This window comes from Mycobacterium sp. DL, from assembly GCF_039729195.1.
Classification (GTDB): Bacteria; Actinomycetota; Actinomycetes; order Mycobacteriales; family Mycobacteriaceae; genus Mycobacterium; species Mycobacterium hippocampi_A.
In genome coordinates this window covers 616,231-638,236 of sequence record NZ_CP155796.1, presented here as the reverse complement: position 1 = coordinate 638,236, position 22,006 = coordinate 616,231, and the positions used below count along the sequence as shown (strand labels likewise).

At 68.6% G+C, this 22,006-nt stretch carries 21 protein-coding genes and 1 riboswitch; of the genes, 6 read left to right on the top strand and 15 right to left on the bottom strand.

The window, feature by feature from the left end; all coding sequences use genetic code 11:
• The first annotated feature begins 27 nt into the window (after nt 1-27).
• Complete coding sequence (locus tag ABDC78_RS03035; protein ID WP_178361284.1) at nt 28-1,200, top strand: aromatic ring-hydroxylating dioxygenase subunit alpha; 1,173 nt, start codon at nt 28-30, stop codon at nt 1,198-1,200.
• Here the strand turns inward: ABDC78_RS03035 and ABDC78_RS03030 are convergent.
• The 9 genes from ABDC78_RS03030 to thiO form a co-directional block, all read right to left on the bottom strand.
• Nucleotides 1,154-2,614 carry a M28 family peptidase gene (locus ABDC78_RS03030; protein WP_178361283.1) on the bottom strand — a complete coding sequence of 487 codons (1,461 nt, stop codon included), beginning with the start codon at nt 2,612-2,614 and terminating at the stop codon, nt 1,154-1,156. The genes ABDC78_RS03035 and ABDC78_RS03030 overlap by 47 nt on opposite strands.
• A complete protein-coding gene (locus ABDC78_RS03025; RefSeq protein ID WP_178361282.1) occupies nt 2,611-4,125 on the bottom strand; it encodes a M28 family metallopeptidase in 1,515 nt (504 codons plus the stop codon). The genes ABDC78_RS03030 and ABDC78_RS03025 overlap by 4 nt, the downstream gene beginning before the upstream one ends.
• Before the next feature lie 9 nt (nt 4,126-4,134).
• A complete protein-coding gene (locus ABDC78_RS03020; RefSeq protein WP_178361281.1) occupies nt 4,135-5,034 on the bottom strand; it encodes an alpha/beta fold hydrolase in 900 nt (299 codons plus the stop codon).
• 18 nt (nt 5,035-5,052) lie between these two features.
• Nucleotides 5,053-5,790, bottom strand: a complete 738-nt coding sequence (locus ABDC78_RS03015; protein ID WP_178361280.1) for an ABC transporter permease — start codon at nt 5,788-5,790, stop codon at nt 5,053-5,055.
• Nucleotides 5,787-6,692, bottom strand: a complete 906-nt coding sequence (locus ABDC78_RS03010) for an ATP-binding cassette domain-containing protein (protein ID WP_178361279.1) — start codon at nt 6,690-6,692, stop codon at nt 5,787-5,789. Before ABDC78_RS03010 ends, ABDC78_RS03015 begins: the two co-directional genes overlap by 4 nt.
• The gene (locus ABDC78_RS03005) at nt 6,689-7,465 is read right to left on the bottom strand and encodes an SGNH/GDSL hydrolase family protein (RefSeq protein WP_256736372.1); all 777 of its coding nucleotides are present in this window, start codon (nt 7,463-7,465) and stop codon (nt 6,689-6,691) included. Before ABDC78_RS03005 ends, ABDC78_RS03010 begins: the two co-directional genes overlap by 4 nt.
• A gap of 22 nt (nt 7,466-7,487) precedes the next feature.
• On the bottom strand, nt 7,488-8,246 hold the full coding sequence (locus ABDC78_RS03000) for a thiazole synthase (RefSeq protein WP_178361509.1): 759 nt from the start codon (nt 8,244-8,246) through the stop codon (nt 7,488-7,490).
• A 1-nt stretch (nt 8,247) separates the two neighbouring features.
• Complete coding sequence (thiS, locus tag ABDC78_RS02995) at nt 8,248-8,445, bottom strand: sulfur carrier protein ThiS (protein ID WP_178361278.1); 198 nt, start codon at nt 8,443-8,445, stop codon at nt 8,248-8,250.
• Nucleotides 8,442-9,473, bottom strand: a complete 1,032-nt coding sequence (gene thiO / locus ABDC78_RS02990) for a glycine oxidase ThiO (RefSeq protein ID WP_178361277.1) — start codon at nt 9,471-9,473, stop codon at nt 8,442-8,444. Before thiO ends, thiS begins: the two co-directional genes overlap by 4 nt.
• Nucleotides 9,463-9,572: riboswitch (TPP riboswitch) on the bottom strand. Its footprint overlaps the gene before it by 11 nt.
• Nucleotides 9,573-9,609: 37 nt before the next feature.
• On the opposite strand from thiO, the gene thiE reads away from it, so the two are divergent.
• Nucleotides 9,610-10,284, top strand: coding sequence for a thiamine phosphate synthase (gene thiE, locus ABDC78_RS02985; RefSeq protein WP_178361276.1), 675 nt, complete (start codon nt 9,610-9,612; stop codon nt 10,282-10,284).
• Here the strand turns inward: thiE and ABDC78_RS02980 are convergent.
• The gene (locus tag ABDC78_RS02980; protein WP_178361275.1) at nt 10,268-10,759 is read right to left on the bottom strand and encodes an NUDIX hydrolase; all 492 of its coding nucleotides are present in this window, start codon (nt 10,757-10,759) and stop codon (nt 10,268-10,270) included. The genes thiE and ABDC78_RS02980 overlap by 17 nt on opposite strands.
• Before the next feature lie 155 nt (nt 10,760-10,914).
• Between ABDC78_RS02980 and glnX the strand changes: the two genes are divergently transcribed.
• Genes glnX through ABDC78_RS02965 form a run of 3 tightly spaced genes read left to right on the top strand, consistent with a single transcriptional unit; the run spans nt 10,915 to nt 15,485 of the window.
• Entirely contained in the window at nt 10,915-12,234 is a 1,320-nt protein-coding gene (gene glnX / locus ABDC78_RS02975; RefSeq protein WP_178361274.1) for a protein kinase G-activating protein GlnX, read from the top strand.
• A 9-nt stretch (nt 12,235-12,243) separates the two neighbouring features.
• The gene (locus ABDC78_RS02970; protein WP_178361273.1) at nt 12,244-13,206 is read left to right on the top strand and encodes a glutamate ABC transporter substrate-binding protein; all 963 of its coding nucleotides are present in this window, start codon (nt 12,244-12,246) and stop codon (nt 13,204-13,206) included.
• A complete protein-coding gene (locus ABDC78_RS02965) occupies nt 13,206-15,485 on the top strand; it encodes a serine/threonine-protein kinase PknG (RefSeq protein WP_178361272.1) in 2,280 nt (759 codons plus the stop codon). Before ABDC78_RS02970 ends, ABDC78_RS02965 begins: the two co-directional genes overlap by 1 nt.
• Here the strand turns inward: ABDC78_RS02965 and ABDC78_RS02960 are convergent.
• Genes ABDC78_RS02960 through ABDC78_RS02950 form a run of 3 tightly spaced genes read right to left on the bottom strand, consistent with a single transcriptional unit; the run spans nt 15,475 to nt 18,042 of the window.
• Nucleotides 15,475-16,083 (bottom strand): TetR/AcrR family transcriptional regulator, encoded by a 609-nt coding sequence (locus ABDC78_RS02960; RefSeq protein ID WP_178361271.1) that lies wholly within the window; start codon nt 16,081-16,083, stop codon nt 15,475-15,477. The two genes, ABDC78_RS02965 and ABDC78_RS02960, sit on opposite strands and share 11 nt — an antisense overlap.
• A gap of 10 nt (nt 16,084-16,093) precedes the next feature.
• Entirely contained in the window at nt 16,094-17,164 is a 1,071-nt protein-coding gene (locus ABDC78_RS02955; RefSeq protein WP_178361270.1) for a dihydrodipicolinate reductase, read from the bottom strand.
• Nucleotides 17,165-17,175: 11 nt separating this feature from the next.
• Nucleotides 17,176-18,042 (bottom strand): SDR family oxidoreductase, encoded by an 867-nt coding sequence (locus ABDC78_RS02950; RefSeq protein ID WP_178361269.1) that lies wholly within the window; start codon nt 18,040-18,042, stop codon nt 17,176-17,178.
• 334 nt (nt 18,043-18,376) lie between these two features.
• Here ABDC78_RS02950 and ABDC78_RS02945 point away from each other — a divergent pair, with 334 nt between their 5' ends.
• Nucleotides 18,377-18,841 (top strand): STAS domain-containing protein, encoded by a 465-nt coding sequence (locus ABDC78_RS02945; protein WP_178361268.1) that lies wholly within the window; start codon nt 18,377-18,379, stop codon nt 18,839-18,841.
• On the opposite strand, the gene ABDC78_RS02940 is transcribed toward ABDC78_RS02945, so the two are convergent.
• Complete coding sequence (locus tag ABDC78_RS02940; RefSeq protein ID WP_178361267.1) at nt 18,776-19,942, bottom strand: acetate kinase; 1,167 nt, start codon at nt 19,940-19,942, stop codon at nt 18,776-18,778. The two genes, ABDC78_RS02945 and ABDC78_RS02940, sit on opposite strands and share 66 nt — an antisense overlap.
• The gene (gene pta / locus ABDC78_RS02935; RefSeq protein WP_178361508.1) at nt 19,939-22,002 is read right to left on the bottom strand and encodes a phosphate acetyltransferase; all 2,064 of its coding nucleotides are present in this window, start codon (nt 22,000-22,002) and stop codon (nt 19,939-19,941) included. Before pta ends, ABDC78_RS02940 begins: the two co-directional genes overlap by 4 nt.
• Between the last annotated feature and the right edge of the window lie 4 nt (nt 22,003-22,006).

Here is a 22,006-nt window from a genome sequence, read left to right as displayed (position 1 = left end):
AGCACCCCGCAGGACTAAGCTGACTGTATGTTCAAACAGTATGGGCCGGCCCCGGTTCCCGCTGCCGGCCTCGCCGCCGCGCTCGCCCCGTTCGGTCAGTCGCGGATGCTGCCGCGGGAGGCCTACGTGGATCCGGCGGTGTTCGAATGGGAACAGCACACCATCTTCTCCGGGTGGACCTGCGTCGGGCACGCGGGCGACCTCGCCGCAGTCGGCGCCCAGAAGGCGATCGGCAGCGGTCCGCACGCCATCCTGCTGGTGCGCGGCGACGACGGCGCCGTTCGCGCATTCGCCAATACCTGCAGACACCGCGGACACGAACTGCTGGCCTGCAATGCGACCGCGAAGACCCGCAGCATCGTCTGCCCGTACCACTCATGGTCCTATCGGCTCGACGGCACACTGCGCAACGCGCCGGGATTCAGCGACGTCGACGGGTTCGACGCCGACGAGTTCGGACTCACGGAGTTACGACTGGTGAACTGGCACGGCTGGCTGTTCGTCGACCCCAGCGGTGAGGATGTCGAGTTCTCGCAGCACGTCGCGGGTTTGGAGGACGTGGTCGGGCCGTACCGTCCGGAGGACCTCACCATCGTGGCGCGCCACTCCTACGAACTCGCCACCAACTGGAAGGTGATCGCCGAGAACTACCAGGAGTGTTACCACTGCGCCACCATCCACCCGGAGCTGTCCAGGATCAGCCCGCCGACCAGTGGCGAGAACATCGAACTTGCGGGTTCGTGGATGGGCGGATGGATGTCCATCGTCGACGACGCCGAGACCATGTCGCTGAGCGGCAAGAGTGGCGGGGTGGCGATCCAGGGATTGTCCGAGCACGAACTGCGCACCGTGATGTACCTGGTCGGCTATCCCAATCTGCTCGTCAGCATGCACCCGGACTACGTGATGACGCACCTGATGACGCCCCTGGCGGTGGATCGAACTCACGTCGAGTGCGCCTGGGCTTTCCCGAAAGACGTTGCCGCCAAGAATGATTTCGACCCGGCCTACGCCGTCGACTTCTGGGACCTCACCAATCGTCAGGATTGGGCGGCGTGCGAGTCGGTCCAGCGTGGACTCACCTCGCCGCACGCCCGACCCGGTCCGCTCGCCCCGGACGAGGACGGCGTCTACCAGTTCGTCACCCGGGTCGCTAGGGCGTACGCCGGTTCCGCTGATCCCGCGGCGGCACGCCGTTGACACCGTCGATCGTCTGGGCGTAGCTGCCCACCGCAAACGCGACGGTTGCGGCCATGATCTCCAGCGCATCGCGGTCGACGTTGTCGATCGTGTCGCGCGCAGTGTGGTAGTTCGGGTCGAAGGGTTCACCGACCTGACCGCCCCAGAGCCTTTCCTGCACTTCGGTTTTACGCTGCGATGACCCCGTCGTGAGCCCACCCACCGGGATACCGGCGGCGAGGAACGGTGCGTAGTCGGTGTTTCGGCCCAGCGGCACATCGGCCGGTCGCACGCCGGCCAGGTTCAGACGACCGGCGAGCATGCGCTCGATCCCGGCCATCCCGTCGGGCACCGGGGCGACCTCGGCACCGGCCTGCGCGGACTGATCACCGTCGTCGGTGAAGTACCCCGCGTTGGGCGAGGCGACCATGTCGAAGTTCAGGTACAGCGCGATGTCGTCGAGCTGGTCCGGGGTCAGCGACCGTACATAGTCGGTGGACCCGTCTGTCGAGATCTCCTCGGAGCCCCAGAACGCGAACCGCACCGCGTTGCCGGCCGAGGGTTCGGCGCCCAGTTGCAGTGCGGTCTCGAGGACCGCCGCCACCCCGGAGCCGTTGTCGTTGATCCCCGGGCCCGACCGGACACTGTCGAGATGCGCGCCGACGGTGACGACGTTGCGGGCGTCGCCGGACTTCGTCTGCGCGATGATATTCCGCGAGGTGGTCATCACGGGTTCGTTGTCGAGCACGAGTGTCACCGGGGCGTTGGTACGGCGCAGTGCGGCATCGGCGGTCGGGTCGATGACACCGACCGGAACCGTGAGGTTGTTGTAGTAACCCGGGGAGAACAGGGTGGGCGGTGCCCCGACCGGCTTGGTCGGATTGGCCCTGCTCACCACGAGCATCCCCACCGCACCCTCGGCGAGTGCGGTGTTCTGTTTGTCGACGATCGAGCAGTCGCTGTCGTCGACGACGGCGATGGCCCCTTCGACCGAGACGTTGCCGTAGTCGGCCGCCGCACACCCGGCAGGGGCACGCGGCCGCAGCGTCACCGCCCGTAGACCCCTCGGCGGCGTGGTGATCAGCAGGGACGCCTGCTCCACCCGGTGATCACGGCCCGCGACCGTGAGCACCGGCTCGCCTCCCCGGGACCCCGAGAGCCGTTCGAACTCCGGCGTCTGAACATCAAAACCCTTGTCGCGCAGACGTTGCGCCACATAGTCCACGCTGGCTTGGTATCCGGGGGAGCCGTCTGCCCGGTTGTCGTCGTGCGCATCGGCGATCTTCTGCAACTCCACGAGGTGGCCGTAGACGCCGTCGACGGTCACCCTGTCTGCCAGTTCCGGCCCGAGGTCCGGAGCAGCCGGAGTCGGCGAGCAGGACACCGCGGCCGCCACCGCGGAAACCGCGACGGCCGCTGCCCACCTCACCCTCACTGCTCGGTCAGTTGATGACGGGTGCGGTCATCGCGGACCGGTAACCCGTTGCGGCCACTCTGGTCCTGGGCGTACAACCCGACCGAGTAGGCCACACCGCCGCCGTGGATCTCCATCGACGTGCGGTCGATCCGGTCCAGGGTGTCGGTCGGTTGGTGGTAGTTCGGGTCGAATGGCTCACCGGCCTGCCCGCCCCACTTCTCGGCCTGTTCGGCGGACATCTCCTCCCCCGCGCCCGAGAACAGCCCTCCCGCAGGCACTCCCGACTTGGTGAAGGCGTCGTAGTCGGACCTGCCGTCGAACGAGGTGTCTTCGGCGGGTTTGCCGGCCCCGTCGAGGTAGGCCATCAGGGTCCGCTCGATGCCTGCCGCACCCTCCGGAACCCGCGGAGGCCCCACGCGCGGGTCGGGCAGCGTGGACTGGTTCCCGTCGTAGGCGAAGTACCCGGGGTTCGGGGACCCGATCATGTCGAAGTTGAGGTAGAGCGCGATGTCCTTGAGCGCCTCGACGTCCAGCGACCCGACGTAATCGTTGGAGCCGAGCAGACCGTTCTCCTCGGCGCCCCAGAATCCGAACCTGACGGCGTTGTTGATCTCGGGCGAACTCCCCAGTTGCAGCGCGGTTTCCAGCACTCCCGCGACACCGGAGGCATTGTCGTTGATGCCGGGACCCTCGGTCACGCTGTCGAGGTGTGCGCCGACCATGACGACGTCCGCGGTGGAGCCCGTGGTGGTCTGCGCGATGACGTTGCGGGTCTTCTCCACGCGGACACCGGCGTTCAGCCGGATCGCCACCGGAGCGCCCGGCTGCCCGCGCAACTGTTCCCCGGCCACCTTGGTGACGCTGATGACCGGCACCTGCACGTCTGTGGAGTCACCGAGGGTGCCGCCCATCTCGTCACCGTCCTCGTTGTTCGCCACGATCACGGCGACCGCCCCGCGCTCGGCGGCCACGGCCTGTTTTGTGCCGAACGGACACGAGCCACGATCCACCAGCACCACAGCGCCCTCGACCGCCAGACCGTCGTAGTCGTCGGCCGTGCAGCCCGGAGTGTCCTCGGCACGCGCCGGCACCAGGGGTCCGGAAACGCCGTCACCCTCTGTCCCGATGGTGTACTCCAGTGGTCGGGCGGTCACCGGATCGCCCGCCACCGTCAACGCCGGCTCGTCCGCCCACGGCAACCGAACGTCGAACTCGGGGGTCTGGACGTCGAAACCCTTGTCTCGCAGCGCATTGGCAACGTAGTCGACGCTGGCGTCATACCCCGGGGTCCCGAGCGCGCGGTTTCCGCCGTTGGCGTCGGCGATCTCCTGGAAACGGGAAAGGTGTGCCATCGTCGCGTCGACGGTGACGCTCTGGCGCAGCCCGTCTGCGAATTCGGCCGCAGCCGCCGGGTCCGCTTCGCGGTTCGCCTCCGGTTGCGCCGTCGGCGTGGCGTCCCGGCTGCAGCCGCCGATCGCGAGGACGGCGACGGCCAGCACCGCCGTGAATCTCCGTTGAGTGCGCGTCACGCCACCACGTTAGCGCGAGTCCAGATGGTCCAGGATCGCGTCGGCGGCGACCTGCGGCTGTTCGATCTGCAGAAAATGCCCCGCCGACGGGAGGACCAACACCCGGCTGCCCGGTGGCAGCTGGGTGTCTACCTGCTCGGCGTAGGCCGCCATCATCGCGCCGTCCTGTGCGCCCTGCAGGTGCAGGATGGGAGCCCGGGGCAGTTCGAAACGCCACTTGTGCAGCTCGGCGTAGCGCGGCGCGGGACGCCCGGGGCGGGCCAGCGCACGGTAGTAGCCGACAGCCGCCCGGCGATGGGCAGGGCTCGGCAGCGCGGCCAGCGCCTCGTTCAACGCGGCCTCGGTCGAGTAGCCGGCCGGTCCCCAGTCGCGCCACAGCCTCGGGATGATCCGGGGCAGCAGTCGCTCGGGCATGCCGGGGAGCTGGAAGAACATGATGTACCAGCTGTTGCGTAGCTGCCGCGGCATCATCGGCAACTGACGACCGATGGGGCCACGGGTCCGTCGCAGCGCGCCGACCGGAGGCACCGCCATCGAGATGTGCACGGCGAACGGTGACTCCGGATAGGCGGCGATGCCGTTGGCGGTGAACGCTCCCCAGTCGTGGCCGATCAGCACCGCGTCCGGCGGCGAACCGAGTTCTCGGTACACCGCCAGCGCGTCGTACATCAGCGCGCCGATGTGGTAGTCGCCGTCCGCGGCCGGACCTGTGGGCGCATATCCGCGCGAGAACGGAGCGACCACCCGCATGCCCCGCGCGGCCAGCATCGGGGCCAGCTTCGCCCAGCCCCACGCACTGTCGGGAAATCCGTGCAGGCACAGCACGAGCCGGCCGTCCGGGGGACCCCACGCCAGCGCCGTGACGTCCAGGTGCGGCAGTTTGAGCACAAGCGTCTGCGGTTCGGTCACTGCGGTCACAACCCTTCGTCAGGCATCCCGGCGGTTCACCACGACAACAGCCGCGACGAACACCGCAGCCACCACAGCAGCAAAATAGCCGAGCGACCCCGGCACGCCCCACGGCGGCACGTAGGTCGGGAACAACCACTGCACGTCGAGGAACCGGAAGGCGTTGGCGAACGGCAGGTACGGGCCGATCTGCGGACCTCGGCCCGGAAGGTTCGCCAGCAGCGGTTCGACCAGCAGCGGCCACAGCAGCAGCACGCTGACCGCCCCGGCGGTGTGGCGCAGCAGCGCCGCGACGCCGACGCCGAGTACAGCCGCCAGCGCTGCGTAGAGTCCGATCGCGGCGGTGGTGCCGACGGCGTCCGGGTCCAGGCCGACGCGCGCCACCACAAGCGATCCGAGGACCATGACCGTTGCGGTGACGGCGGAGAACACCGCCGCGACAACAGCTTTGGCGATGAGCAACAGGGTCCTGTTCGGGCTGGCCATGAACGAGGTGCGGATCATCCCGGTGCGGTACTCCCCCGTCACCGTCATCGCCGCGACGACCATCAGCACCGGCACCCCGAACACCGCGACGCCGAGCGCCGCGTCCGGTGCGGTCAGCGATTGGTAGTCGTATGCCGTGGCGGCCTGCAGTGCGGCGATACCGAAGCTCAGCAGCGCCGCGGCCGCCGCCGACCACAGCGGGGACCGCACCGTCGTCAGCTTGATCCGCTCGGCGTTCACCACGGCGGCCACGGTGGTCAGCGACGTCATCGGTGTCCGCCCCGGAACTCGGTGGCGTCGTCGGTCGACGACAGGTATGCCTGCTCGAGGGAGACCTGCACGGCGCTGAGTTCGTGCAGCACGATCGCGTGCTGCGCTGCAAGTTCGCCGACCGTGTCGGTGGTGGCCTCACGCACCGTCAGCGCGTCGGGCCCGTCGTCCACCGTGAGGCCGGCCGCGGTGAGTGCCTCGCGCAGTGCGGGCAACTGCGGGCTGCGCACCCTCACGGTGGCGCCGCCGGAGCGGCCGACGAACTCGCTGACCGTGGTGGAGGCGATCAGCTTTCCCCTGCCGATGACCACCAGTCGGTCGGCGGTGTTCGCCATCTCCGAGAGCAGGTGGCTCGACACCAGTACGGTGCGGCCTTCGCCTGCCAGCGTCCGCATCAGCGTGCGCACCCAGTGGATGCCCTCCGGGTCCAGGCCGTTGACCGGTTCGTCGAACAGCAGCACCGGAGGATCGCCGATCAGCGCCGCCGCGATGCCCAATCGCTGGCTCATGCCCAGCGACAACGTGCCCGCCCGGACCGACGCGACGGTGCTCAGGCCCACCATCTCGAGGACCTCGTCGACGCGACCCGCCGGGATGCGGTTGGTGGCCGCGATCCAGCGCAGGTGCCCGCGGATCGACCGGTTCGGGTGGACCTGCCGGGCGTCGAGCAGCGCGCCCACCTCACGCAGCGGATCGGTCAGCTGCCGGTAGGTCTTGCCGTTGATCGTCGCGGCACCCGAGGTCGGGTGGTCCAGGCCGAGGATCATCCGCATGGTGGTGGTCTTGCCGGCGCCGTTGGGGCCGAGGAACCCGGTCACCATTCCCGGCTCGATCGAGCACGTCAGCCCGTCGACTGCCGTGTTCGACCCGTAAGTTTTTGTCAGCTCGGATAATTCGATCATCTGCCGGCTGCGGCGACGACCAGTTCGGCGACCGCACGCATTCCTTCCGCGTTCGGGTGCAGCGGAGCGGGTCGGCGCGGCACCGGCAGACCGAACCGGGTGGTCCAGGGCTGGGCCGACCACGCGTGGTGGTCGCGACTGGCGTCCGCAGCGCGCACCACCGCACAACCGGTCGCCTCGGCGGCCTCGGCGGTCAGGCGTTGCAGGGTGGCCGCCATCCGCCGACCCAGTGCTACCTCGGCGTCACGCAGCGGAGGCGCCGGAGTACCGGCCGGCGGCAGCAACGTGAGGTAGTCGACGAACAGCACGGCAGCGTCGGGGGCGCGGCGGCGCAGCGTGCGCCCGACCTCGACCAGCGACTCGCCGACCTCGACCAGGGCACGGTCGCGCGCCGCCGGATCGAGGAGCTCACGCAGCTTCGCTCCGAGGAACGGTATCGACCGCGCCGGCCGGGGCAGTCCGGCCGCGAACAGCATCGGCACATATCCGATGTCGTTTCCGCCGATCGTCACCGTCACCAGCGTCTCGCTGCCGTCGAGTGCATCCACCTGGGGTGGGGCGCTGCGCTGCGATTCGTGCAGCACGTGCGCGGTGGTCGCCCCCGAGTAGGTGACGTCGACGAGGTCCAGGCCGAGTGACGCCGCGACGAGGTGCGGATAGTTGGCGCCCGACCGGCCCGCGGGTCGCGGCGATCCGGGCACCCGCGGCTGGATCCCCGGTCCGGCCGCCATCGAACTTCCCAGGGCGACATAGCGCTTCGTACTCGGAGTCATCGGTTCTTCGCGCAAGCGCTCATCACAGGTCTGGACTGCTCGCCTGCGCCCAGAACCGCTTCGGGATCCGGCCCGCCTGCCTGGCCAGGTAACCGCCCTTGACGGCGGCCGCCATCGCCGCGGCCATCACGGCCGGATCGGCGGCCCGGGTCACCGCGGTGGCCAGCAGCACCGCGTCGCAACCCAGCTCCATCGCCAGAGCGGCATCACTGGCGGTGCCGATACCGGCGTCGAGGATCACCGGCACCGACGCCTGCTCGACGATCATCTCGATGTTGTGCGGATTGGCGATGCCCAGTCCGGTGCCGATCGGCGACCCGAGCGGCATGACCGCGGCGCAGCCGGCGGCTTCCAGGCGGCGGGCGAGGATCGGATCGTCATTGGTGTAGGGCAGCACGGTGAATCCGTCGTCGACCAGTTGCTCTGCCGCCCTGACCAATTCGACGCCGTCCGGGAGCAGCGTCCGTTCGTCGGCGATGACCTCGAGCTTGACCCAGTTGGTCTGCAGCGCTTCGCGGGCCAGCTGGGCGGTCATCACCGCTTCCGCCGCCCCACGGCAACCGGCGGTGTTCGGCAGCGGGGTGATGCCGATCCGGGCCAGCAACTCGAGCACGCCGGTGCCGCCCTCTGCGTCGACCCGGCGCATCGCCACGGTGGTCAGCTCGGTCTCCGAGGCGATCAACGCCGCCTCCAGCACCGCGAGGTTGGCCGCGCCGCCGGTGCCCAGGATCAACCGTGATCCGAACTCCCGACCCGCGATACTCAGCTTTCCGGTTGACACTTCAGCCACCCTGCACCGCCGTCACCACTTCCACCTTTGCACCGTCAGCGAGCACGGTATGCCACTGTGACCGCGGGATCACCGACCAATTGACGGCAACGGCGATGCCCTTCTCCGGAATTCCGAGCCGGTCCAGTAGCCCCGCCACCGTCATGTGTTCGTCGACCTCCACCGCTTCGTCGTTCACCGTCAGCTTCATCGGGCCGATGCCCCTGCCATGTATGCGGTCTCGGGCAGCGGCTCGCCGCGGAGCTCGGCGGCGATCGCCTCGGCGGTCCACGGGGCCAGCAGGAAACCCGACCGTCCGTGGCCCGCTGCCACCAGGGTCCGCGCGTCGAGCCTGCCCACGAGGGGCAGGTTGTCGGTGGTCATCGGCCGCAGGCCGGCCGAACACTCGGCGAACTCGTACTCGCCCAGGCCGGGCAGCACCGCGCACGCGTCGTCGAGCAGTTCGCGCACCCCCGTCACCGCCGGTGCGGTGTCCCTGCCGTGCTCGTACTGCGTCGCGCCGACCACGACACCATCCTCCCTGGGGACCATGTACACCTGCCGTCCGTGCACCCGTGCCCGGATCACCCGCTGCGGCAACGGCATACACCCGCGGCGCCAGCGCAGTCGAAGCACCTCACCCTTCACCGGACGGATCGGCAGGCCCGGCCACAGGGAGGGCGCATCGATACCGTTGGCGATCACGGTGACGTCAGCGGAGTGGGTCTCGGTCAGGTCGCCGACCGCGGGCGCCCACTGCACTCCGAGCCGCTCACAGTGCGCGGCGAGCGCCTCGACCACAGCCCGGTTGTCCACCGCCAGCTCGGTCTCGGCGACGAAACCATGCCGAATCCCCTGGGCAAGAAGGGGTTCCACGTCGCGAGCGGCGTTGGTCAGCGTCACAGGATGCCCCTGAGCCGACAGCCACTCCCCGACGGTCTTCAGATCTGCGGCGTCGGCCCGGTCCACGGCGACGACGAGCGACTCGCGCGCGGTCACCACCTCGGGTGGCAGTCCGTCGAGGAAACCCTGCTTCCACAGCTCGAGTGACGCCAGCCCGAGCCGCAGCAGGCGCTCCTCGCCGGGCCATCCCTCGCTGTGGGGCGCCAGCATCCCGCCGGCGACCCACGACGCGCCGGGTTCGGCGCGGTGCACCCGGACGGCCCAGCCGTCCGCAGCGGCGCGACGCGCCACCGAAAGCCCGATGACGCCACCGCCGATGACGGCTAACGCTGGCATCGCTGCTCCCTTCGCCGGCATGACCCGGATCAGGTGTGACGGTAAGAGCGGCGCGCTCACTCTCAGTCCCCGTTGCCCGGGACTCCCGTGTGGTCGGCTACCAGCCTACGTCGGCACGGGGTTAGCGTTTCGTGGTGTGAGTGACTCCGCCACGCGGGCCAGGCTGCAGTCGGCCTCCCTGTACCTGTGCACCGACGCCCGCCGCGAGCGTGCCGACCTGGCCGAATTCGTCGACGCCGCGCTGGCGGGCGGCGTCGACATCATCCAGCTCAGGGACAAGGGATCACCCGGCGAGCAGCGGTTCGGCCCGCTGGAGGCACGGCAGGAGATCGAGGCGCTGGCCGTCATCGCCGACGCGGCCCGCCGCCACGGCGCGCTGCTGGCCGTCAACGACCGCGCCGACATCGCCCTGGCGGCCGGCGCCGACGTGCTGCACCTCGGCCAGGACGACCTCCCGCTGTCGGTCGCCCGCACCATCGTCGGGGACACGCTCGTCGGGCGGTCCACCCACGACGCCGACCAGATGACAGCCGCGTCGACAGAGCAGGTCGACTACTTCTGTGTCGGCCCGTGCTGGCCCACACCCACCAAGCCCGGCCGGGCGGCGGCGGGTCTCGACCTGGTCAGGGCAGCAGCTTCGGTCGGCACCGACAAGCCCTGGTTCGCCATCGGCGGAATCGACGCCGCCCGTGTCCCCGAAGTGCTGGCCGCCGGTGCCCGTCGGATCGTCGTGGTCCGCGCGATCACCGCGGCCGGCGATCCGAAGACCGCCGCCGAGCACCTGAAAGAGCTGCTCAGCTCTGGTGGTTGAACGTCAGCGGGATCGAGGCCGTCAGGTCGCGGAGCCGCTGCCAACTCGCGGCGAAGCCGGGGTGCAGCGGGAGATCGGCCACCTCGTCCTCGGCGACCCAGCGCAGTTCCGCGCTCTCCCGATTGGGAATCGTGTCCAGCAGTTCCTCGGCGTCGGCGATGACGGTGGTGTAGGTCCACCCGGTCACCTCGGCGGTGACCACCGTGGTGCGCACGGTCAGCTGGTCGGCGGGCAGTCCGGCCTCCTCGTGGGCCTCCCGCACCGCAGCCTGTTCGGGTGTCTCATGGCTGTCGCGCGCCCCGCCGGGCAGTCCCCAGGTTCCGCCCTGGTGGCTCCATATCGCCCGATGCTGCAGGAGCACCGCGGCCGATCCGTCGGGGCGGGGGGCCCGCAGCAGCAGTCCGGCCGCGCCGTGTCGGCCCCAGTAGGCGGCGCCGTTGGCCGAGACCACCCAACCGTCACCGTCGCCGCGCACGCGTTCAGGATAGGGAACAGATCCCGATATCGGGGAAGTCGCCGCCCGCGAATGCGCACACGTCGCACGGGAAACTCTTAGACTTCTTTCATAGAGTGTGGGTCAATCGGTACGAAGGCCGGGGAGATCGAGACCAAGATGGGGTCCGCGCAGACGTGACTGTGGAGTTGGCGCATCCGTCGACCGAGCCTCTCGCGTCCAGGTCACCCACCACCCCGGCGCATCCGCGTTGGTGGTTCCTGTGGACCACTCCCGGCCGCATCATGACGATCGGTTTTGTGTTGGCAGCGCTGGTGATCGGAAGCGCGTTCGCGACGTCGACGACGATCAACGACCGCCAGCAGGCGCTGACCACCGTCCTCAACCACACCGAGCCGCTGTCCTTCGCCGCCGGTCAGCTCTACACCACGCTGTCGGTCGCCGACGCCGCCGCGGCCACCGCGTTCATCGCCGGCGTCGAACCCCGGGCGGTGCGACAGCGCTACGAGCAGGCGATCACCGATGCGTCGGTCGCGGTGACGCGCGCGTCGAGCGGTCTGACCGACGAGCCGATGGTCCAACTGCTCGGACGCATCAACGCCAGGCTCGCGGTCTACACCGGGCTGGTCGAGACGGCGCGCACCAACAACAGAGCGGGCAACCCCGTCGGTTCGTCCTACCTGTCCGAGGCCTCGTCGATGATGCAGCAGCAGATCCTGCCGGACGCGCAGCGGCTCTACGAGCAGACCTCGGCGCGGGTGGACGCCGAGACCACCGCGTCGACCAGAATCCCCGGGCCGGTGATCCTGGTGGTGCTGGCCACGCTGCTGTTCGGGGCGTTCGCGAACCGCTGGCTGGCCAAGCGCACCCGACGACGGGTCAATGTCGGATTCGTCGCCGGCGGGTTGGCCGTGCTGATCATGTTGATCTGGGTGGGCACCGCGCTGGTGATCTCCACATCGGACAGCCGCAGCGCCAAGAACACCGCGGCGGAGTCCCTCAAGACGGTCACCAACCTGGCGATCACCGCCCAGCAGGCACGGGCCGACGAAACCCTGTCGCTGATCAGGCGCGGCGACGAGGACGTCCGCAAGCAGTCCTACTACCAGCGGATCGACCTGATGCAGGAGCAACTGGTGCGCTACCTCGCGCAGGACGATTCGATCGACAAGTCGGATCTGGCCGACGCGGAGCAACTGCTGGACCGGTGGCGGGCCGCTGATGACCGGATCAGCGCCTACATCGCGGTCGGCAACTACCAGGCCGCCACCCAGGTCGCCCTCGGGGTCGGCGAGGACGACGCCACGCCCGCCTTCGACAAACTCGACGAGGCGTTGACCAAGGGCATCGAACAGAGCCGCAACCAGTTGCGCAGCGACATCGCCAACGCCCGTCGGGTGCTCTCGGGCGCGACCGTCGGCGCCGCGGCGCTCAGTGTCGCGGCGGCGATCGCCGTGGCGTTGGGCATCTGGCCGAGACTGAGCGAATATCGGTAGGCGAGGCACATGAACAGGACCCTGGGGACTCTCGCGGCGGCGATGCTGCTGCTGAGCGGGTGCGCGCAGGCGGCACCGATGGTTCCGACGCCGAGTGTCACGCTGGCGCCGCCGACACCGGCCGGGATGGAGGAACTGCCGCCCGAACCGGCGCGGGCACCGACCGTGGCCGACGACGACTGCGACCCGAGGGTCAGCCTGCGCCCGTTCGACACCGACGCCGAGGCCGACGAAGCCGTCCGCAACATCAAGGAGCGCGGCCGGCTGATCGTCGGCCTGGACATCGGAAGCAACCTGTTCAGCTTCCGCGACCCGATCACCGGTGAGATCACCGGTTTCGACGTCGACATCGCCGGCGAGATCGCCCGCGACATCTTCGGGACCCCGTCACAGGTGGAGTACCGGATCCTGTCGTCGGCCGATCGGATCGAGGCGCTGCAGAACAACGAGGTCGACGTCGTGGTCAAGACGATGACGATCACCTGCGAGCGCAAGGAACTGGTGAACTTCTCCACGGTGTACCTGACCGCCGACCAGCGGATCCTGGCGCCGCGGGACTCGGCGATCCAGACCTCGGCCGACCTGTCGGGCAAGCGGGTCTGCGTCGCCAAGGGCACCACCTCGCTGGAACGGATCCAGCAGATCACCCCGCCGCCGCTGATCGTCGGAGCGGTGACGTGGGCCGACTGCCTGGTCGCATTGCAGCAGCGCCAGGTCGACGCGGTCAGCACCGACGACTCGATCCTCGCCGGGCTGGTGTCCCAGGATCCCTACCTGCACATCGTCGGCCCCTCACTGAACTCGGAGCCGTACGGGATCGGGGTCAACCTGGAGAACACCGGTCTGGTCCGCTACGTCAACGGCACGCTGGAGCGGGTGCGTCGGGACGGCACCTGGAACACGCTGTACCGCAAGTGGTTGACGGTGCTCGGTCCCGCTCCGGCGCCGCCGGCTGCGAGGTACTCGGACTGATGGCCACCTACGACGACGACCCCGACGACCCGGGCACTCAGCCCGCGAGTTTCGCAGACCTGAACGAACTCAGCGACGATTCGGCGTCGACGCTGCGTCCGATGGCCACCCAGGCGGTGTTCCGGCCGAACTTCGACGACGACGATGACGACTCGGTGCAGACCAACGACACCGAACCCCAGGACCAGCCCACGACCCTGACGCGCACGGTGTCACGCACCCGCAGGCTCGGCGGCGGTCTGGTGGAGATCCCACGGGTGCCCGCGGTCGACCCGCTGGCGGCGCTGATGACCGATCCGGTGGTGGCGGAGTCCAAGCGGTTCTGCTGGAACTGCGGGCGGCCCGTCGGCCGGTCGTCACAAGAGGGCCCGGCGCAGTCGGAGGGCTGGTGCCCGCACTGTGGCAGCTCGTATTCCTTTCTGCCACAACTGAACTCCGGTGACATCGTCGCCGACCAGTACGAGATCAAAGGCTGTATCGCGCACGGCGGCCTGGGCTGGGTGTATCTGGCCTTCGACAAGAACGTCAACGACCGTCCGGTCGTGCTCAAGGGTCTGGTGCACTCCGGTGACGCCGAGGCGCAGGCGATCGCGATGGCCGAGCGGCAGTTCCTGGCCGAGGTGACCCACCCGGGGATCGTCAAGATCTACAACTTCGTCGAACACGACGACAAGCACGGCAACCCGGTCGGCTACATCGTGATGGAGTACGTCGGCGGCACCTCGCTCAAACAGGCGACCCGGCTCAAGCAGAGCGAGGGCTCGCGGCTTCCGGTGGCCGAGGCCATCGGGTTCACCCTCGAGATCCTTCCTGCGCTGAGCTATCTGCACGTCAACGGCCTGGTGTACAACGACCTCAAGCCCGAGAACATCATGGTGACCGAGGACCAGCTCAAACTCATCGACCTCGGCGCGGTCTCCCCGGTGAACTCGTTCGGCTATCTCTACGGGACTCCCGGATATCAGGCTCCGGAGATCGTGCGCACCGGTCCGACCGTCGCCAGCGACATCTACACGGTGGGCCGCACCCTGGCGGCGCTGACGCTGCACATGCGGCTGCGCAAGGGCCGCTACGTCGACGGACTGCCCGAGGACGATCCGGTTCTGACCCAATACGATTCGTTCGGCAGGCTGCTGCGGCGCGCGATCGACCCCGACCCGCGGCGGCGCTTCCAGAGCGCCGAGGAGATGACCAGCCAGCTGCTGGGCGTGCTGCGTGAGGTGGTGGCCCAGGACACCGGGATGCCGCGGCCCGGTCTGTCCACGGTGTTCAGCCCGTCACGATCGACGTTCGGCGTGGACCTGCTGGTGGCGCACACCGACGTCTACCTCGACGGTCAGGTGCACTCGGAGAAGCTCACCGCGCAGGAGATCGTCAAGGCTCTGCAGGTCCCGCTGTTGGACCCGACCGATGTCGGCGCCGCGGTGCTGTCCGCGACGGTGCTCAGTCAGCCTGTGCAGACCCTGGATTCGCTGCGCGCCGCACGCCACGGGTCGCTGGATTCCGAGGGCATCGACCTGTCGCAGTCGATCGAGCTGCCGCTGATGGAGGCGCGGGCGCTGCTCGACCTCGGCGACGTCGCCAAGGCCACCCGCAAGCTCGACGAACTCGCCGAGCGGGTCGGCTGGCGCTGGCGACTGGTCTGGTTCCGCGCCGTGTCCGAGCTGCTCACCGCCGACTACGACTCGGCGACAAAACATTTCACCGAGGTCCTCGACACCCTCCCCGGCGAGCTGGCGCCGAAGATGGCGCTGGCCGCCACCGCCGAGCTGGCCGGCAGCGCCGACGAGCGCAAGTTCTACAACACCGTGTGGTCCACCGACCGCGGCGTCATCTCGGCCGGCTTCGGCCTGGCACGTGCGCTGTCCGCGGCCGGCGAGCGCGACGCGGCGGTCCGCACTCTCGACGAAGTCCCGGCGACCTCGCGGCATTTCACGACCGCACGGCTGACGAGCGCGGTGACGCTGCTGTCGGGTCGGTCCTCCAGCGAGGTCACCGAGCAGCACATCCGCAATGCCGCCCGCCGGGTGGAGGCGTTGCCCGACACCGAGCCGCGGGTGCTGCAGATCCGGGCCCTGGTCCTCGGCACCGCCATGGACTGGCTGGCCGACAACACCGCCAGCACCAACCACATCCTGGGGTTCCCGTTCACCGAACACGGCCTGCAGCTGGGTGTCGAGGCGTCGCTGCGGAACCTCGCCCGGGTCGCACCCACCCAGGCTCACCGCTACGCGCTGGTCGATCTCGCCAACAGCGTGCGGCCGATGTCTACGTTCTGAGTTCGATGTAGGTGCTCACCACATCAACCAGCGTCTGCAGATCCCGGGACTGATCCACCGGCTCGGGCCAGGTCATCTGCGCAACGACGATCCCGCGCAGCGTGTTCCAGATGAGGGTGCCGATGTGTGTCGCGTCGGGCGCGGCCAGCCCCTCGCCGAGCTGCCGTCCGAGATCGGTGAGCTTGGCCATCAACTCGGCGAGGTGCGCGTTGACCGCGGCGCCCCGCATACCGCGGGTGGAGATCAGAATCTCCAGCGCGGCTCGCGAGGTCGTGCTGGAGAACGCCTGCCACACCGCGTCGACGACCAACGCAACCCGGTCCCGCGCGCCCGGCGACGACGCCGGCGACAGCCCGGCCAGGGTGTCGAGCAGCTCGCCGAAGCCCTGATCGACCACGGCCATCAGGATCCCGTCGAGGTCACCGAAGTGGTACTGGACCACCCCCCAGGTCACCCCGGCGCGGTCGGTGATGTGCCGGACGCTGGGCGGGGCGAACCCCTCCTCGAGGATGCATCGCACGGTCTCGTCGATCACCGCCGCGCGGGTGCGTTCGGCCCTGGCCTGCCCGCCCGTGGCCGGGCGCCGTGGCGCGGTCATGCTCTCCGGGTCACCACATGACACCCCTGACGTGGTCGAGAGCCCGCAGGTCGTGGGCGGCCAGCAACCCGACCGGTGCGCGGCACACCGCGTCGATGACGTTGACGACCCTTGCCGCGGTGGCGATCACGCCGCCCTGGTTGTGGTCGATACCCGACGTTCCGACATGGGTGTTGATCTCGATTCCCGGGCTGCCGTCCACCAGTACCCGGTGCACACCCGGATGACCGTCGGGCGGAAACGGCCAGTCGGGCGCCGCCGCCGCAGTGAGCCGGTTGACATGCTCCATCGTGACGACCGGGCGGCCGTCGCGCAGCCCGTCCACACCGAACTTGATCGCGGCGACGTGACCGGGTTCCACCCGCATCATCGTGCAGTCGATCGGTTCGGGCGTCACCCACTTCTCGTGCCGTTCCCGCACCTCATCGAGTTCGATGCCGAGGTCCGCGGCGAGGCTGCGCACCTGGGCACCCCACATCGAGGACAGCACGCCGGGAGAGAACAGGATCGGGGTGTGATCGGGTCGGGTACCGAAACCGAAGCTGACGCCGGTGAACTCGGCGTCGTCGTAGGTCCCGTAGTCGAAGATCTCCTGCACTGTCACCGCGGTGGCGCGCGCCGCCAGGCTCAGCGCCGTGTACACCAGCGTGTCGCCGGAGAATCCGGGGTCGATGCCGTTGATGTACAGCGTGGTGCCACCGTCGGCGCAGGCGGCCGCGAGGGGGCCCCGCAGCCAGTCGTCGGCCTGGTCGGGGGCCACCAGCCAGACGAACGACGTCCCGACCACATTGGTACCGGCGCGCAGGAATCGACTGATTTCGTCGATCGCCACCATGGGCCGCGTCTCCGCCTGGGACGTGTACACCATGCAGTCGGCTCCGAGCGCGACCAGCGCGTCGATGTCATCGGTCGCGATCACACCGGTCGGAACGGGTGACCCGCACAGTTCGGCGGCATCACGTCCGACCTTGTCGGCGCTGTTGGCGTGCACACCGACGAGCTCCAGATCCGGGCGCTCGATTATGCTGCGCAACGCGTGCACACCGACGTTGCCGGTGGAGAACTGGATGACCCTACGCATGTTGTCGCTCCTCACAGCAGGTCGGTGATGGTTTTGAGGCCCGCCTCGTACAGCACCCCGGGCAACATTCCGCCGTCGATCTCGATGGTGGTGCCGTTGATGAAATCCGCTGCGCCAGAAGCCAGGAAGACGCAGGTGCGACCGACCTCGGCGGGTTCTCCGCCGCGTCGCAGCGGTAGCGCGCTGAAGTAGTCGGATCCTGTGGGATCGTCCTCGGGAAGGACGAAGGAGCGGAAGTTCTCGGTGATGGTCGGACCGAGGGCGACGCAGTTGACCCGGGCCGTCGGGCCCCATTCCTCGGCGAGCGACCTCGTCAGGTGGTTCAACCCGGATTTTGCCGCCCCGTATGACACCAACGTGGGAGAACCGGCCGGATGACCGGCGCCACTGGAGACGTTGACGATGCAGCCCGTCCCGTCTTGGCGCTGCATCTGCCGGTAGACCCGGATCGCGAACCACAGCGGGCTGATCAGGTTCATCTGAACGGCGAACGCGTGGAACAGCACCGTGCGTTCGAAGTCGTCGTCGGAGGCGGGCGCCCCCTGGATGCGCGAGACCAGGGAGGGGACGTCCTCGGCATGCGGCGACGGGACGGTACCGCCGGCGTTGTTGACCAGGATGTCCACCCGCCCGTACGTGTCAGCCACCTCGGTGACCATGGCGTCGATCGCGTGGTAATCGCCTTGGTCACAAACCATCTGGGCGGATCGCTGCGCCCACTCCGGATTCTCACCGGTCCCCGGGATCGCATCGAGCGGGGCCCGCGAACAGCCGATCACGGTCGCCCCGGCGCGCAGCAGTTCGTGGGCGATTCCGACACCGACACCTCTGCTGGTACCCGTGACGATCGCTACTTTCCCGTCGAGTGCACCCGTCATGACCGGAATCATCACACGCTTGATGTTTTATGCCAATCAACCAGCAACGACGAAATCCGTTGCTGAACCGTCAAAATTGACCAAAGCGTCGCCCGACCCACCTGATCGAGCCGCCGCTGTCGAGCAAACTCGCAGGTGAAGTGGTGTTCGATGAGTTCGGCGAAACTTCTGGTTCCGCGACGGGATCCGTAGTATCGTTTCGACACTGGTTGATGGACCAGCCAGCACAAGTGGTGACGTCATCGGCGCATCGGGCGCGACAAGCGACCAACGCAAGGCTTTGAGAATCAAGGGCCACTCCCCTGACGGCAGATATCGGCTGACGGAGGTCACCGTGTCCAGTTCAGAATCATCAGGCGCTCCGAGTACTCAACGGGTGTACCGTCCGGACCCGCGATCCTTCGACCTGCGGGAGGAGCATCACCGGGCGACGTTCTCCGCCTGCCAGCTGCCTCCGTCGAAGGTGCTGGTGACGATCCACGGCGAGATCGACGCCACCAACAGCTGCGCGATGGCCCGCTACGTGGAACGCAGGATCGCCGGGTCGACTCGCCTCGTCCTGGACCTTCAAACCGTCGAGTTCTTCGCCGCCGCCGGATTTGCTGCGCTGTCCAACATCAACATCATGTGCGCCCGCACCGGCGTCGAGTGGTCGCTGCTGGCGGGCCCCCACGTCTGGCGCCTGCTCACGATCTGCGACCCGGCACGCGAACTCCCCGTGGCGCGCGACCCGTCAGCCGGCAAGTACCTGCGCACACGCACGGGCGATCGCAAGCTCCTCGTTGGTGGGAATCACTAGCACCGTCGTCGGAGCACCCTCGGGGGAGATCCGCCGGGCCGCCCTGGCCGGGCTGTCGTTGAGGTGCTCGTCGAGTTCGATGCCGAACGCGGTGAGTCCGGAGAGCGCATCGCGGCGTACTGCTGCATCGTTCTCGCCGATTCCCGCTGTGAACGTGATGACGCCGGCCGTGCCGAGGACCGCGAGGTAGGCACCGATGTACTTCCGCAGCCGGTGGATGTACACGTCGTAGGCCAATTGTGCTGCTGGATCGCCGGTTTCGATCTGGCGGCGAAGGGCCCGGAAGTCGACCTCGCCGCCGAGTCCCCGCACCCCCGATCGCCGGTTGAGCATCGTCTCGATGTCCTCGACGCTCATGCCGGCGGTGCGCGACAGATACGTGATGACGCCGGGGTCCACGTCGCCGGAGCGGGTCCCCATCACCAGACCCTCCATGGGGGTCAGCCCCATCGACGTCTCGACCGGGCGGCCGCCGACGATCGCAGACGCCGATGCACCGTTGCCCAGGTGCAGCACGATCTGGCTCAGCGTGTCCAGTGGCACCCCGAGGAAGGCGGCCGCCTGCTCGCTGACGTACTGGTGCGATGTGCCGTGAAAACCGTACCGCCTGATGTGCCACCGGCTGGCGACGTCGCGGTCGATGGCGTAAGTGGCTGCGGCAGCGGGTAGGTCGTGGAAGAAGGCCGTGTCGAACACCGCAACGTGCGGGACGTCGGGAAGCGCACGCCGGGCCACCTCGATACCGAGGATCGCCGGCGGATTGTGCAGGGGCGCAAGCGGAGCCAGTTCTTCGATCTGTGCGATCACCGTGTCATCGACCACGGTGGGCCGGAACAGGTTCGGCCCGCCGTGCACCACCCGGTGGCCCACCGCCGCGAGGTCGAGATCCTCGAGGGAATGCCCGTCGGCGGCCAACGCCTCGAAAACCGCATCGATGGCCGCGGCATGGTCGGCCACGGATTTGTCTCCCGAGCCTGGATCGATGTCCTCACCGATGCGGTCGATCATGCCGTCGGCCACCATCGCGCCCGAATCCGGCTGCACGACCGAATATTTCACCGATGAGGAGCCCGAGTTGAGCACCAGCACTGACCGTGTCACGCACTGACCCCCTGGGCCTGGATCGCAGTGATCGCGACGGTGTTGACGATGTCCTCGACCAGCGCACCGCGCGACAGGTCGTTGACGGGCTTGTTCAGACCCTGCAGCACCGGCCCGATCGCGATGGCGCCCGCGCTGCGTTGGACCGCCTTGTAGGTGTTGTTACCGGTGTTGAGGTCGGGGAAGATCAGCACTGTGGCGTGGCCCGCCACCTTCGAGTCGGGCATCTTGGTCGCCGCCACCGAGGGCTCGACGGCCGCGTCGTACTGGATGGGGCCCTCGACCATCAGCTCCGGTTCGCGCGATCTGACCAATTCCGTTGCCTTCCTGACCTTGTCGACGTCGGCGCCAGTTCCGGACGTCCCGGTCGAATACGACAGCATCGCCACCCGCGGTGCGATGCCGAACTGCGCGGCGGTGCGCGCCGACGAGATCGCGATGTCGGCGAGCTGCTCGGCGGTGGGGTCCGGAACGATGGCGCAGTCGCCGTAGGCGAGGACCTCGTCGGCCAGACACATCAGGAAGATGCTGGAGACCGTGGACACACCGGGCACCGTCTTGATGATCTCGAAGGACGGCCGGATGGTGTGCGCGGTCGTGTGCCTGGCGCCCGACACCATGCCGTCGACCATGTTGTTGTGCACCAGCATGGTGCCGAAGTAGGACACGTCGTGGATGATCTCTCGAGCGTGCTCGACGGTGACCCCCTTGTGGCTGCGCAGCGTCGCATACTGCTCGGCGAACTGGTCGCACAGCTCACTGGTCTGCGGGTTGAGCACCGTGGCGCTGGACAGGTCGACACCGAGTTCAGCAGCGCGGCCGCGGACCTCGGCCTCCTCGCCGAGGATCGTCAGGTCGGCCACACTGCGCTGCAGCAGTCGGCCCGCAGCCTGGAGAATGCGATCGTCGTTGCCCTCGGGCAGCACGATGTGCTTGCGGTCGGATCGGGCGCGGTCGAGCAGCCGGTGGGTGAACATCTGCGGCGTGACCGCCGAGGGAATCGTGATCGCCAACTGCGCCAACAGATCCGCGGTGTCGACATGGGTTTCCATCAATGCCAGCGCGGTGTCGACCTTGCGCTGCGATCGTGTCGTGACCCGGCCGCGCGTCGCTGCCACCCTGCTGGCCGTCTCGAAGGTGCCGAACGGCGTCTCGATGATCGGCAGCCGCAGCCCCAGCCCCGACACCAGTGATTCGATCGCCGGATGCAGGGCCAGGCCGCCGTTGAGGATGACGCAGGACAGCGACGGGAACCCTTCTGCGGCATGGGCACTGTGCACGGCGAGCACGACGTCTGAGCGATCCCCGGGGGTGACCACGGCGACGCCCTCGGTCAGCCGCTCCAGGACGTGTTCGGCCGTCATGCCGGCCACCAGGACGTCCATCGCCTCGCGGGTCAGCAGCGCGGGATCCCCCCGCAGTACCGTGCCCTCGACCGCTTCCTGCAGCTCGGCGACCGACGGCGCGACCAGAAGCGGTTCTTCCGGGAGCACATAGGTGCTGGGGCCGAGTTTCTGCAGCGCAGCGGCGACATCGGCCATAGCCGCCGGATCGCATCGGTTCACCACCACCGCCGCGGTCCGTGCGTGCTGCGCGGCGATCTCGTCGATACACACCTCGACGACCTGCGTGACCTGCTCGGGGGTGCGGCCCTTGGCCTTGACGGCGAGCACCACCGGAGCGCCGAGGTTGGCCGCGATGCGGGCGTTCATCGACAGCTCGCTGGGCGCCGCGACGTCGGTGTAGTCGCTGCCGACCACGAGGACGGCGTCACACTGTTCGGCAACCTGGTGGAAGCGGTCGACGATGTCACCGAGCGCGGTGTCGGGGTCGTCGTGCAACTGCTGATAGCTGACGCCGACACACTCCTCGTAGGACAGGCCCGCGGTGGTGTGGGCCAGCAGCAGCTCGAGGATGTAGTCGCGCCCCTCGCCGAGGCGGGTGATGGGCCGGAACACCCCGACCTTGGCGACCGTCGCACCGAGCCGGTGCAGGATGCCCAGTGCGATCGTCGACTTCCCGGTGTCCCCCTCCGGCGAAGCGACGTAGATGGCGGACATCGGG

Excerpts from the sequence above, each read along its gene's own strand:
- ABDC78_RS03035 (WP_178361284.1), top strand. The coding sequence starts at position 28 with ATGTTCAAACAGTATGGGCCGGCCCCGGTTCCCGCTGCCGGCCTCGCC.
- ABDC78_RS03015 (WP_178361280.1), bottom strand. The coding sequence starts at position 5,790 with ATGACGTCGCTGACCACCGTGGCCGCCGTGGTGAACGCCGAGCGGATC.
- ABDC78_RS03010 (WP_178361279.1), bottom strand. The coding sequence starts at position 6,692 with ATGATCGAATTATCCGAGCTGACAAAAACTTACGGGTCGAACACGGCA.
- ABDC78_RS03005 (WP_256736372.1), bottom strand. The coding sequence starts at position 7,465 with ATGACTCCGAGTACGAAGCGCTATGTCGCCCTGGGAAGTTCGATGGCG.
- thiS (WP_178361278.1), bottom strand. The coding sequence starts at position 8,445 with ATGAAGCTGACGGTGAACGACGAAGCGGTGGAGGTCGACGAACACATG.
- thiO (WP_178361277.1), bottom strand. The coding sequence starts at position 9,473 with ATGCCAGCGTTAGCCGTCATCGGCGGTGGCGTCATCGGGCTTTCGGTG.
- ABDC78_RS02970 (WP_178361273.1), top strand. The coding sequence starts at position 12,244 with ATGAACAGGACCCTGGGGACTCTCGCGGCGGCGATGCTGCTGCTGAGC.
- ABDC78_RS02965 (WP_178361272.1), top strand. The coding sequence starts at position 13,206 with ATGGCCACCTACGACGACGACCCCGACGACCCGGGCACTCAGCCCGCG.
- ABDC78_RS02960 (WP_178361271.1), bottom strand. The coding sequence starts at position 16,083 with ATGACCGCGCCACGGCGCCCGGCCACGGGCGGGCAGGCCAGGGCCGAA.
- ABDC78_RS02955 (WP_178361270.1), bottom strand. The coding sequence starts at position 17,164 with ATGCGTAGGGTCATCCAGTTCTCCACCGGCAACGTCGGTGTGCACGCG.
- ABDC78_RS02950 (WP_178361269.1), bottom strand. The coding sequence starts at position 18,042 with ATGACGGGTGCACTCGACGGGAAAGTAGCGATCGTCACGGGTACCAGC.
- pta (WP_178361508.1), bottom strand. The coding sequence starts at position 22,002 with ATGTCCGCCATCTACGTCGCTTCGCCGGAGGGGGACACCGGGAAGTCG.